This window comes from Mesorhizobium sp. ES1-4 (assembly GCF_020164745.1).
Taxonomy (GTDB): domain Bacteria; phylum Pseudomonadota; class Alphaproteobacteria; order Rhizobiales; family Rhizobiaceae; genus Mesorhizobium.
In genome coordinates, this window is record NZ_JAIUGV010000001.1 from 377084 (window position 1) to 389410 (window position 12327).

General features: G+C 61.7%; 14 protein-coding genes. 5 read left to right on the forward strand and 9 right to left on the reverse strand.

The window, feature by feature from the left end; all coding sequences use genetic code 11:
* Positions 1 to 205 precede the first annotated feature (205 nt).
* The 9 genes from rseP to LB556_RS01995 form a co-directional block, all read right to left on the reverse strand.
* Positions 206 to 1348: an RIP metalloprotease RseP gene (rseP, locus tag LB556_RS01955; protein ID WP_224562594.1), complete on the reverse strand. Its 1143-nt coding sequence runs from the start codon at positions 1346 to 1348 to the stop codon at positions 206 to 208.
* A gap of 98 nt (positions 1349 to 1446) precedes the next feature.
* Positions 1447 to 2262 carry a phosphatidate cytidylyltransferase gene (locus tag LB556_RS01960; RefSeq protein ID WP_224562595.1) on the reverse strand — a complete coding sequence of 272 codons (816 nt, stop codon included), beginning with the start codon at positions 2260 to 2262 and terminating at the stop codon, positions 1447 to 1449.
* Positions 2259 to 2993, reverse strand: a complete 735-nt coding sequence (locus LB556_RS01965) for an isoprenyl transferase (RefSeq protein ID WP_224562596.1) — start codon at positions 2991 to 2993, stop codon at positions 2259 to 2261. Before LB556_RS01965 ends, LB556_RS01960 begins: the two co-directional genes overlap by 4 nt.
* A gap of 32 nt (positions 2994 to 3025) precedes the next feature.
* A complete protein-coding gene (gene frr, locus LB556_RS01970) occupies positions 3026 to 3580 on the reverse strand; it encodes a ribosome recycling factor (RefSeq protein ID WP_224562603.1) in 555 nt (184 codons plus the stop codon).
* A 57-nt stretch (positions 3581 to 3637) separates the two neighbouring features.
* A complete protein-coding gene (gene pyrH, locus LB556_RS01975) occupies positions 3638 to 4360 on the reverse strand; it encodes a UMP kinase (RefSeq protein WP_224562605.1) in 723 nt (240 codons plus the stop codon).
* 309 nt (positions 4361 to 4669) lie between these two features.
* Positions 4670 to 5590 carry a translation elongation factor Ts gene (tsf, locus tag LB556_RS01980; RefSeq protein WP_224562607.1) on the reverse strand — a complete coding sequence of 307 codons (921 nt, stop codon included), beginning with the start codon at positions 5588 to 5590 and terminating at the stop codon, positions 4670 to 4672.
* A 110-nt stretch (positions 5591 to 5700) separates the two neighbouring features.
* A complete protein-coding gene (gene rpsB / locus LB556_RS01985; RefSeq protein WP_023777441.1) occupies positions 5701 to 6483 on the reverse strand; it encodes a 30S ribosomal protein S2 in 783 nt (260 codons plus the stop codon).
* A gap of 204 nt (positions 6484 to 6687) precedes the next feature.
* Positions 6688 to 6966 (reverse strand): DUF4031 domain-containing protein, encoded by a 279-nt coding sequence (locus LB556_RS01990; RefSeq protein ID WP_224562610.1) that lies wholly within the window; start codon positions 6964 to 6966, stop codon positions 6688 to 6690.
* Positions 6967 to 7002: 36 nt separating this feature from the next.
* Positions 7003 to 7833, reverse strand: coding sequence for a cell envelope integrity EipB family protein (locus LB556_RS01995; RefSeq protein WP_224562613.1), 831 nt, complete (start codon positions 7831 to 7833; stop codon positions 7003 to 7005).
* A 137-nt stretch (positions 7834 to 7970) separates the two neighbouring features.
* On the opposite strand from LB556_RS01995, the gene LB556_RS02000 reads away from it, so the two are divergent.
* The 5 genes from LB556_RS02000 to LB556_RS02020 all read left to right on the forward strand — a co-directional run bounded on the left by LB556_RS02000 (position 7971) and on the right by LB556_RS02020 (position 12279).
* The gene (locus LB556_RS02000; RefSeq protein WP_224562616.1) at positions 7971 to 8435 is read left to right on the forward strand and encodes a RidA family protein; all 465 of its coding nucleotides are present in this window, start codon (positions 7971 to 7973) and stop codon (positions 8433 to 8435) included.
* A gap of 14 nt (positions 8436 to 8449) precedes the next feature.
* Positions 8450 to 9178, forward strand: a complete 729-nt coding sequence (locus LB556_RS02005; RefSeq protein WP_224562619.1) for a glycerophosphodiester phosphodiesterase — start codon at positions 8450 to 8452, stop codon at positions 9176 to 9178.
* Between the two features lie 54 nt (positions 9179 to 9232).
* The gene (locus LB556_RS02010; RefSeq protein WP_224562622.1) at positions 9233 to 10447 is read left to right on the forward strand and encodes a GNAT family N-acetyltransferase; all 1215 of its coding nucleotides are present in this window, start codon (positions 9233 to 9235) and stop codon (positions 10445 to 10447) included.
* A gap of 151 nt (positions 10448 to 10598) precedes the next feature.
* Positions 10599 to 11036, forward strand: a complete 438-nt coding sequence (locus tag LB556_RS02015; RefSeq protein ID WP_224562625.1) for an HIT family protein — start codon at positions 10599 to 10601, stop codon at positions 11034 to 11036.
* A 109-nt stretch (positions 11037 to 11145) separates the two neighbouring features.
* Entirely contained in the window at positions 11146 to 12279 is a 1134-nt protein-coding gene (locus LB556_RS02020; RefSeq protein WP_224562628.1) for a phosphatase PAP2 family protein, read from the forward strand.
* The last annotated feature ends 48 nt before the right edge of the window (positions 12280 to 12327 follow it).

The window sequence follows — 12327 nt, forward strand, 5'->3', positions numbered from 1 at the left end:
CCTTTTCTCGTAGTCCCCACGGCGAGAAAACCGGACGTGCGGTCATTTCCCCTACCGTATTAACCGGATTTTCCCTACACGCAAGGCTTCTGGTTAATTTGTATTTACTTAACCGTGTTGCGTGGCTTTCGCGTCACTCATATCCCCGTGCATGGTAAACGGCGTCTCAACATCGACCATGCGCAGGCCGAATTCCTTCATGATTTCAGCACCCAAAGAGATCGTTCCAGAACACGAACCCCATGAAGCACAGCACCAGAAGCAGACCGGCCCGATAGGCCATTTCCATCATCCGTTCCGACACCGGCCGGCGCATGACGGCCTCCACCCCGTAGAACAACAGATGGCCGCCGTCGAGGGGGGGAATCGGCAAAAGGTTTAGAATGCCTATCCCGACAGACAGCAGCGCGACCAGTTGCACCAGCCACTCGAAACCGAGTTTGGCGGCCTTGCCGGCCATGTCGGCGATCTTGACTGGGCCACCCAACTGGCACTTGTCCTCGCGCCCGACGACGAAGCGCTGCAGAAACTGGCCCGTGCGCTCGATGACATGCCCTGTTTCCTCGACCGCCGCCGCGACCGCTCCCACCGGGGTGTATGTGATGAGACGAGGCTGGCCGAGTTCCTTGTTGTTGACGACGCCGATCACCGCGACCTTGACCTTGTTGCCGAGCGCGTCCTCCTGCTCCATCAGCCGCGGCGTCGCGGTCACCGTGACCTCCTTGCCGTTGCGCAACATGACGAAGGTGATCGTGTCGCCGGCCCGGCCCGAGACCAGCCGCTGCACGTCGCCGAAGGTTTGGACCTTGCTGCCGTCGACGCTGACGAATCGGTCGCCAGGCAAAATGCCGGCCTTGGCCGCGGGACTGTCGGCGGTAACCTCCGCCACCATGGGCTCCGCGACATAACGTCCATAGGATGCAAACAGCACGGAAAAGACCACGATCGTCAGCAAGAAATTGAACAGCGGCCCGGCCACCACCGTTGCCGCGCGCTTCCAGATCGCCTGGGTGTGGAAGGCAACCTTGCGCTCCTCGTCGGTCAGCGTTTCCAGCTCTTCGGATGTGGGCTGGCTGGAGGTGGCGCTCATGTCGCCGACAAACTTGACATAACCGCCAAGCGGTATGGCGCAAAGCTTCCAGCGCGTGCCATGCCTGTCGTTGAAGCCGATGAGCTCGGGACCGAAGCCGATCGAGAAAGCCCTGACCCCGATGCCGCACCAGCGGCCGACGAGGTAGTGGCCCATCTCGTGAACGAAAACCACCACGGTCAGCACGAAAAGAAACGGCACGAGCGTACCGATAAAGAGGCCATCGGTGCTGAAAATCGCGTGAAGAATCTCGTTCAACTCAGGCCCCTCGAATTCTTCCGCGGTCGCGCCGTGACTGTGACATCAATCCAGGCGAATCCAAGGCACGTCCGCGCCAGATCGTGGAACGACACCATTCAAATAGGAAACAGCCCCTGTGCCGGATGATCGGCGCCCGCCGAAATCCATCCAATGACGTACAAGGCGAGAGCCGCCGCGACAAGCCCGTCGACGCGGTCCATAACGCCGCCATGGCCTGGGATGAGTACGCCCGAATCCTTGCGGTTGTGCCGCCGCTTGACCCAGGATTCGAAGAGGTCGCCGGCTTGCGCTACAACCGAAAGCACGAACGCTACCAGGCCGAGCAACGGCAGGTTGCTGGCGCCGGCAACGGCCGCCAGCAGAAGCCCGGCGACGACGCCACCGACCGTCCCGCCGAACGCGCCGCTACGCGTCTTGCCTGGCGAAATCGACGGCGCCAGTTTGGGGCCGCCGACGGCGCGCCCGACGAAATAGGCGAAAATGTCGGTCGCCCAGACGACCGCGAACAGGAACAGGATGGCGACGAGACCCGAATGGTCGCCGTCTCGCAGCAGAGCGAGCGACAAGCCCGACACGCAGGCATAGGCAACGCCGCCGGCGTCCCACTGGCCGGTCTTGCGAACCCCCGCGGTGGTCGCCGTCAGCGCAACCAGGACCACGACGAGCGGCAGCAGCCACAATGCGGGCAGGCCAACAATCAAGGCGCCGACAAAAATGACCATCAGCGCTTCAGGCAGCAAACCAAGCCCGTCGGCGGGGGCGGGCCGTGACATGCGTGTCCACTCATAGAAGATCATTGCCGACATGGCGGCGCACAGCAGCCGGAAAGGCAGGCCGCCAAGCCAGGTCAGGCCAAGGGCGGCAATGGCGAGCACCACCGCCGAAATCACGCGCAGCTGGAGGTTGCTCATCCCGCGGCAGGCCGCGAAGCGACGTCTTGCGGACCCAGTCCGCCGAAGCGGCGCTCACGGCTGGCAAATTCGCGCAAGGCCTCGGCGAGGTGCTCGCGGTTGAAATCCGGCCAGTAGCACGGCAGGAAGACGAGTTCGCTGTAGGCAGCCTGCCACAAGAGGAAGTTGGACAGGCGAAGCTCGCCGCTGGTGCGGATGACCAGCTCTGGATCTGGGATGCCTTGCGTGTCGAGAGAGCCGGCAAAGCTTTCGGCAGTGATCGCCTCGCTGTCGATGTCACCGCGAGCCACCGCCTCGGCCAGCTTGCGTGCCGTCCGGACGATCTCGTCGCGCCCGCCGTAGTTGAAGGCGATCACCAGCGTCAGCGCGGTGTTGTGGATGGTCAGCGATTCGGCTTCCTCGAGCAGTCCCCTGATGTCCGTCTGCAGTCCTGCCCGGTCGCCGATGATCCTGACGCGAACGCCGCTCTGGTGCAACTCGGCAAGGTCGCGGCGGATGAACAGCTTCAACAGGCCCATAAGGTCGCTGACCTCGGATTTCGGCCGCGACCAGTTCTCCGACGAAAAAGCATAGACGGTCAGGAAGGAGATGCCGAGATCGGGGGCGGCCCGCACCGCCTTGCGCAGTGCCTCGACGCCGGCGCGATGACCCGCGAGCCTCGGCATGCCGCGCGCCTTGGCCCAGCGTCCATTTCCATCCATGATGATCGCGACATGCGCGGGCGTTGTCATGATCTCGCTTTCGGGTCAGCCAGGGGCCAACCCTAAACCTGCATGATTTCAGCTTCCTTGTCGGAAAGCAGATGATCAATGGTGCTGATGGTTTCGTCGGTAAGTTTCTGGACCTGATCGGAACGCTTGCGCTGATCGTCCTCGCTGATCGTGCCGTCCTTCTCCGCCTTCTTCAGGAAATCCATGCCGTCGCGGCGCACGTGGCGGGCGGCGACGCGGGCGTTCTCGGCGTAGCCATGCGAAATCTTGACGAGTTCCTTGCGGCGCTGTTCGTTGAGCTCCGGCAGCGGAATTCTCAGATTGGTGCCGTCGACGATCGGATTGAAGCCCAGATTGGATTCCCGGATCGCGCGATCGACCGCGCCAACCATCGACTTGTCCCAGACCGAGACCGAAATCATGCGCGGCTCAGGCACGGTGACGTTGGCCACCTGATTGATCGGCATGGTTGTGCCATAGGCCTGCACCTGGATCGCGTCGAGCAGGTTGCTGGAGGCGCGACCGGTCCGCAGCGAGGCCAGATCATGCTTGAACGCGGCGATTGCCCCATCCATGCGCCGCTTGAGGTCGTCATACTCACCACTCATTTCCAGTCTCCTCGACCCGTCTGCCGCGGGTTCACTGCTTCGGGGCAAGGCCCCGGATCACTCGTCCGCGACCACCGTACAACGGCCGCCGCCTCTCAGAATATCGCCGAAACCGCCCTTTTCATGGATCGAATAGACGATTATCGGAATGTTGTTTTCGCGCGCAAGTGCAATCGCGGCCGTATCCATGATCGAAAGGCCGCGTTTTATGACTTCGGCGTGGCTGATGCGCTCGAAACGCGTCGCATTGTGGTCCTTTTTCGGGTCGGCCGAATAGACGCCATCGACCTGGGTGCCCTTGAACAGCGCGTCGGCACCGATTTCAGCCGCGCGGAGCGCGGCGGCCGAATCGGTGGTGAAGAACGGATTGCCGGTGCCGCCGGCGAAGATCACCACCTTGCCCTGGTTCATGTAAGCGGTCGCCTGGCGTTGCGAGAAGCTCTCGCAAAGCTCGGGCATGGCGATCGCGGACAGCACGACGGCATCGACACCGATCTTGTTCAGCGAGGTTCGCAGCGCCAGCGAATTGATGACCGTGGCAAGCATGCCCATATGGTCGCCGGTGACGCGGTCCCCACCTTTTGAGGCGACCGCCACACCGCGAAAGATATTACCGCCACCGATGACGACACCCACCTCGATGCCCAGCGCGCGCGCCTCGGCGATGTCGGCGGCGATGCGGTCCACGACCGAGACATCGATGCCGAAATGCTGTTCGCCCATCAACGCTTCGCCAGAAGCTTTCAGCAGAACACGTCGGTAGAGGGGCTTCACCGTCATCTGGTTCCTCGAAAAATCCCGGCGCGGCAAGCTCCGAAGGCGAAAAAGACCTCCTGCGTCACCCGGCGGTGCTGTCATGACGGGTTGACCGGATACACGAAGGGCGCAGCGATGTCACGCAGCGCCCTTGTGCAAAATTCCAGGCTTTTTAGATCAGTTGCCGCGATCGAGGAGCCGGGCCGCTTCCACGCATCCGCGCCGGGCGCGATGACGTCGAAATTGAATGCTCTTTCGACATCGCAAACGAAATCGGCCAGACATCCCTGCGGACATCCGGCCGAAAAAGGCTTTCATAATAAAGCGATAGGCTTACTTCTTCACCGCCGCCGCGACTTCCGCCGCGAAATCGGTCTCTTCCTTCTCGATGCCTTCGCCGAGCGCGAAACGCAGATAGGCGGTGATCTTGGCGGGAGCGCCGATTTCCTTCTCGGCATCCTTCAGCGCCTGCTCGACGGTGATGTCGGGATTGAGCACGAAAGCCTGCTTCAAGAGCACGACTTCCTCATAGAACTTGCGCAGCCGGCCCTCGACCATCTTTTCGATGATGGCTTCCGGCTTGCCGGACTGGCGCGCCTGGTCGGAGAAGATCGCCTTTTCACGTTCCACCGCGGCCGGGTCGATCTGCTCCGCCGTCAGCGCCATCGGGTTGGTGGCGGCGACATGCATGGCGACCTGGCGGCCAAAGGCGTTGGCCGCATGCTCGTTGCCGGTGGTCTCGATCGCGACCAGCACGCCGAGCTTGCCGAGGCCGTCGGCAACCGAATTGTGGACGTAGCTCGCAACCGCGCCATGCGGAACGGTGAGCTTGGCCGAACGGCGGAAGCCCAGATTCTCGCCGATCGTGCCGACCGCATCCTTGATGGTGTCGGTGACCGATTTGTCGGATCCCGGATATTTGGCGGCGGCAACAGCCTCGGTCGCGCCGTAGGCAAGCGCCACCTTGGCGACGTGGGCGACGATTTCCTGGAAGGCGGCATTGCGGGCGACGAAGTCGGTCTCCGAATTCACCTCGACCACGGCGGCTTCGCGCACGCCGTTATCGACACCGATCAGACCTTCGGCGGCGGTGCGGCCGGCCTTCTTGTCGGCCTTGGAGATGCCCTTCTTGCGCAGCCAGTCAACGGCCTCTTCCATGTTGCCGTTGGTTTCGTTCAACGCCGCCTTGCAGTCCATCATGCCCGCGCCGGTCAAGTCGCGGAGTTCTTTGACCTGTGCAGCCGAAATGCTCATTGTCGCCTCTTTGTCTAGAATGCACCGACGCACCATCGGTATTCGATGGTGCGTCTGTTTAGCGTGCCAAAATATGAGAAAGATGAAGGCCGTTGACCGGCCTTCGATTATCAAGCCTCGGGGGCTTCCGACGCCGGAGCCGGATCGAGCGCCGGCTCGACCGGAGCTTCGACCGAAGCGCCGATGTCGACGCCGAGCGCGCCCTGCTGACGGGCGATGCCGTCGATCGCGGCCTTGGCGATCAGATCGCAATAGAGCTGGATGGCGCGGGCCGCGTCGTCATTGCCGGGGATCGGGAAGTCGATCTTGTCCGGATCGCAGTTCGAATCGATGATGGCCACGACCGGGATGCCCAGGCGCTTCGCCTCGAGGATGGCGATCGCCTCCTTGTTGGTGTCGATCACGAACATCAGGTCGGGCGTCGAGCCCATGTCCTTGATGCCGCCGAGCGCCTTGTCGAGCTTCTCGCGCTCGCGGTCGAGGTTCAGGCGTTCCTTCTTGGTCAGGCCTTGCGCCTCGCCGGCCAGCATCTCGTCGAGCTTGCGCAGGCGCTGGATCGAGTTCGAGATCGTCTTCCAGTTGGTCAGCATGCCGCCGAGCCAACGCGAGTTGACGTAGTACTGAGCCGAACGCTGCGCGGCATCGGCGACGATGTCCGACGCCTGGCGCTTGGTGCCGACGAACAGCACGCGGCCGCCCTTGGCAACGGTATCAGACACCTGCTTCAGCGCCTGGTGCAGCAAAGGCACCGTCTGCGAAAGGTCGATGATGTGGATGTTGTTGCGGGCGCCGTAGATGTAGGGCGCCATCTTCGGGTTCCAGCGGTGGGTCTGGTGGCCGAAGTGAATGCCAGCTTCCAAAAGCTGGCGCATGCTGAAATCAGGCAGTGCCATTCTTATTTCCTTTCCGGTTAGCCTCCACGGACACAGGCATTTTTGGACCGAGGTCCTCTAACGCCACCGGAGGTTTCAGCCAGATTTCTCCCGGGCAGACACCAAAGTCCGTGTGTGGAATGAGCGCGCATATAGAGGGGAAGCGCGATAAACGCAAGCGCCGCGGCATCCGTGGCGTCACATGCGACGATCCGCGCCCTGCCCTTAGCGCTTTACCTTTCCGTTGGGTACCCGAACGCGCCGGAAGATTGCGACGATCTCCTCGCGGCTGCATTCGATGGCGCCGAGCCGTACCGCGCGGTCGCGCTCGAAGCCGGTTATGTCATAGTGGGGAGCCGATGTCCTGGGCGGCCCCTGATAGGACGAGCGCTTCACGCCGAGCTGGGATGCAAACCGGTGCAGTTCGTCGGTGTCGTCGGCCATCAGATGGCACCAGCGGTGGCCGGCCCACTTCCAGATCGCCGCATCGACATAGACCGCCATCAAGTCCGCCGCGGCCGGTTCACTCGCGCATCGCTGCTATTTCGACACCGGGCAAGGCTTTGTCTGGTCGAACAGCGACAGGTTGACCAGCTTGCCGGTCATGGAGAAGTCGCCATAGTCCATGACGAGATCGCGGGTAATGCCGTTCTCGTGCAGCTTGAAGCTGATCCGGTATTCAGGCACTTCCTCGCCGCCCTGGGCGCTGTCGTCGAAATAGGCGATGTCGACCGGCCAATATTTGTCGGTGGCGAGCTTGGCCAGCGCCGGAGCTTCCGGATCGGCCTTGTCGGCTTCGGTCTTCTTGCCGACGACAACCGTGGTCGTCATCACCTTGTTGGCGTCCTCCGAGCCGTCGAACAAGTTGGTCTGGTAGAAGTTTTCGCCCTTTTCGGCCTTTCCGATCAGTTCGACCAGATGCTGGGTCGGAAACTGGGTGGCCGCGAGCTCCAGGCTGTTCTTCTCCGGCTTCTCGATCTCGACCTTCAGCCCCTTGGCATTCTTTGTCGCGACGCCCTTGACCTCCTTGTCGAGGTTCTGGTCGACGTAGGACTTCGTCACGAAAGAAAACGTCTTGCCTTCCGCGTCCTCGAAGGTGGTGGTCTGCTGGTCGGTCAGCTTCGTGTTGTCGCTGGTGGCGATCTGGGTGACGAAACGAAATTTCACCGTATAGCCTTCGCAGGCCGAGCCATTGAACTCGTAGACCATGCGGCCGCTGATGCCGGTGATGCCGGACCGATCGTCCGCCTTCTTGAGGGTGAGATCGTAGACGGCGCGATGTGCCTGCAGCGCCGGTACGGCGAAAGCGGAGCCCACGGGAAAGAGCGCGGACAACAGAACGGCGTGGAATGCAAGGCGCGTTGCGCGCATGAGGTACTCCGATCGTCGCGGCTGATGCAGGCCGCAGGGAAAGATGGTCCAGCTTAAAAAAAGTCGTGGCGGAAGCGAGGCAAAAATAGCAATTTCGGCCCCGCCAGCCCGGCAGCTTCCAGCAATAGGGAAAAGCAATGAGTGAAACAATCGAAAAGCGGCTAACGGATCTCGGCGTGACACTTCCTGTTGCCGCCGCGCCCGCCGCCAACTACGTACCCTTTTGCAGAACCGGAAACCTGCTGTTCACGGCAGGACAATTGCCGCTGAAGGACGGCAAGCTGCAGGCGACCGGCCTGCTCGGCCGCGACGTCGATACGGCAACCGGCAAGGATGCGGCAAAATACTGCGCCATCAATATCCTGGCGCAAGCCAAGGCGGCACTTGGCGACCTCGACAAGATCCGCCGTCTGGTGAAGATCACCGTCTTCGTGGCGTCGGCCCCCGGCTTCATCGAGCAGCATCTGGTCGCCAATGGCGCCTCCGATTTCCTGGTTGCCGCGCTTGGCGAAGGCGGCAAGCATGCACGCTCCGCTGTCGGCACCGCCTCCCTGCCGCTTGATGCCGCGGTGGAGATCGAAGCGATCTTCGAAGTCGAATGAGGGAAGGTGCGGATATGACCGACCTCTCCTGGCTGACGGCGCGGCCGATTGCCCATCGCGGCCTTCACGACATGAACAAGACGCGCTGGGAAAACACGCTTTCCGCCTTCGCCGCCGCTGCCGAACGAGGCTACGCGATCGAATGCGACGTGCACCTGTCGTCGGATGGCGTTCCCGTCGTCATACATGATGACGATCTGCAACGGCTGACCGGGCAGGACGGTTTCGTCTGGCAACGCAGCGCGGCCGAACTGGCCGCGCTCAAGGTTGGCGGCACGACGGATCACGTGCCGACGCTGCAGGAAGCACTCGACCTCGTCGATGGCCGGGTGCCCATGGTTGTCGAACTGAAGGGGATTCCCGGCCGTGACGAAGGCCTCGTGGCGCGCGTCGGCAAGGTGCTCAACCGCTACAGGGGCAAGGCGGCGATCATGTCGTTCGATCACTGGCTGATCCGCGATTTCCCCAAACATGCGCCCGGCATTCCGGCCGGATTGACCGCATATGGCAAGGACACCAAGCTGATCGAAGCGCATTTTTCCATGCTGGCGCACGAACTCGCCTTTATCTCCTATGCCGCTGGCGACCTGCCGAACCGGTTTGTCAGATTCGTGCGCGAAAAGCTCAAAATGCCTGTCATCACCTGGACGGTGCATGACCAGCCGGCGGTCGACCTGACCTTTAGATATGCCGACCAGATGACGTTCGAAGGCTTCGAACCCGACCTGGTCGAAGTCGCCTGAGCAGGTGCCCGAAACGTGACTTGTAGCGGCTCGAATGGAGCTTAAATAAGCCTCATGAATCAGGGCGGCGATGGCGATGAGCAAACGGCAAATGCGGACTATGCGATCCGCATAGCCGCCGGCATCGGCGCTTTCACCCGTGATGAATGGAACGGCTTTGCCGGCACTACGCGAGAGGACGTGGAAGCCGGGTATAACCCGCTCGTTTCATTCGCTTTTTTGAGCGCTCTGGAGGATTCCGGTTGCGCCGTGCGGCGCACTGGCTGGCAAGGCCATCATCTGCGGCTGGAGACCGCGCAAGGCAGGTTGCTCGGCGCTGTTCCCTGTTATCTCAAGTCGCACAGCCAGGGCGAATACGTGTTCGATCACGGCTGGTCGGATGCTTTCGAGCGCGCCGGCGGCCGTTACTATCCCAAATTGCAAAGTGCCGTGCCATTCACGCCCGTCACCGGCCCTCGCCTGCTGGTCGGCATGGGCGAGGATCAGGATGCGGTGAAGGCCGGGCTTGCCGCGGGTCTCAAAATGGTGACCGACAAGCTCGGCGTGTCCTCGGCGCATGTCACCTTCGCGCAGGAAAGCGACGTCGCGACTCTCGAGGCGGCAGGCTTCCTGCACCGCACCGACCAGCAATTCCATTTCTTCAACGAAGGTTTCTCGACCTATGACGACTTCCTCGCCACGCTTGCCTCGCGCAAGCGCAAGGCGATGAAGAAGGAACGACGCGAAGCCCTTGCCGATGGCATCACGATCGACTGGCTGACCGGCAAGGACCTGACCGAAAAGGCCTGGGACGACTTCTTCGCGTTCTATATGGACACCGGCAGCCGCAAATGGGGCCGCCCCTATCTGAACCGCCAGTTCTTCTCGCTGATCGGCGAACGCATGGCGGACGACATCCTGCTGGTGATGGCCCGGCGCAACGGGCGCTACATTGCCGGCGCCATCAATTTCATCGGCTCCGACGCGCTCTATGGCCGCAACTGGGGGTGTATCGAGGATCACCCCTACCTGCATTTCGAGGTCTGCTACCACCAGGCCATCGACTTCGCCATCGAACGCAAGCTGAAGGTGGTCGAGGCGGGTGCGCAGGGCGAGCACAAGCTGGCGCGCGGCTACCGGCCGGTGATCATGCACTCGGCGCACTACATTGCGCACCCGGGCCTGCGCAAAGCGGTCGCCGACTATCTTCGACGCGAGCGGCTTGAGGTGGAGCGGATGGGCGAATATCTGGAAGATCACACGCCGTTTCGCAAGGATCTCGAGGAATAGCAGCATTTCGGCATGCGTGCGATCCGGTGGCCACCGCAGGTGCCGCTCGTCGAGGTCGGCATGGGCGATAAGCTGATCCCCATGGCTCGTCTTGCCGCTCGGAAGTGGCTTCGCTACACAGGACGACAAGGCACCCTCCGGAGCGCTCGCCATGGCCGAAACCACTTATGACACCGACAACATCTTCGCAAAAATCCTGCGCGGCGAGATACCCTCGCAGCGCGTCTACGAAGACGAGGCTGTCGTGGCTTTCATGGATGTGATGCCGCAAGGACCGGGCCATACGCTGGTGGTGCCGAAAGCGCCGTCGCGTAATCTGCTCGACGCCGACCCGTCGACATTCGGCTCCCTTTTCACGGTTGTTCAGAAAGTCGCACGTGCGGTCAGGAAGGCTCTCAATGCCGACGGCGTCACCATAATGCAGTTCAACGAGCCTGCATCCGGACAAACCGTCTACCACCTGCATATCCACGTCATCCCGCGTTTCGACGGCATCCCTCTGAAGCCGCATGCGGGCGCGATGGAGAATCCGCAAGTGCTGGCGCGGAACGCGGACAAGATCCGCAGCGCCCTCCAGAGCGGAGTTTAATACTTTATAAACCGGCCGATCATCTTGTCGCGTGTATTACCGCCCGCGATTACTTTGTTCATATCTTTGCAAGCCTTCCCCGGGCATCTCTATCGCAGGGGGACAGGCGATGCGGGATGTTTCGGAAACCTTCGGCAGACAGTTCGGCGCCAGCGTGAGCGGCGCCTTTCTGCATCTCTTGGCCGAATCCTTTTTTCGCCACCGCGCTATTCATGCGATTGCCTGGTTTACCCTCGGCTTGGGTTTCGTGGTTGGCGCCCACGTCGGCAACCTGCCGGATTTCGGACTGCTTGCCGACTACGGCTTCTATCTGGGGGTGTATTTATGGGTCGCCGGATGTATTTACGCCGCGTTCCGGTTGCTATGGCTGGCGTTTGTAGACGGCGCCGCATCGCCGCTCCGCCTTTTCCTTGGCTCGTTCTGGCAGTTGGTGTCTGATCGAAGGCGCATCGCCAACGGCGTGAACGGCCTGGCAGCGATCATGGCTTTTGTATCCGGCTTCGCGGTGTTGAAAGGGGCGATCGCATTGCTGGCGCCTTTCTCCTGGGACCAGGCCTTTGCACGATTCAGCGTCGGCCTGCATTTCGGCCGCCCCACTTACCAATGGGTCTGGTGGATTGTCGAACGCCCCCTGGCCGTTCATTTTTTCAATCTTTGTTACAATCTCTGGTTTTTGGTGCTGCTCTCGGCGATCTTTTCAAGCCTCGCCGCCGCCCGCGATTCGCTTCTGCGCCATCAGTTTCTGCTCAGCTTCATGTTGGTCTGGCTGATAGGCGGCTTCGGCATTGCCCTGATGTTCTCGTCGGCCGGCCCTTGCTACTACGCCAGGCTCGGCCTTGGCGATCTCTACCAACCGTTGATGGACGCACTTCAATCGGCAAGCCAGCAATATCCGATCTGGGCCCTGTCCCTGCAGGACAGGCTGTGGGACGGCTATCAGGGCGTGCCTTCGGGCAGCATGGGCATATCGGCATTTCCCTCCATGCATGTCGCCTCGGCCGTGCTCATTGCCCTCTATGCGACAAGGCTATCCATCCGCCTTGGCGTCTTGATGTGGATATTCGCGGCGCTCATCATGCTCGGTTCAATTGTCCTTGCCTGGCACTATGCCATAGACGGCTACGCTGGCGCGCTCATTGCCATTGCGATCTGGAAAATTACTGGGGCGGCATTGCACCGGGCGCACGCCGGAACAGTCATGGTTCCGCTGGCGGATCGCATCCGTGCATTGCCCGAGGCGTGATACACCGATAGCCTCGGCGATGCTCGACTTTCCCGAACGCGGCGCGCC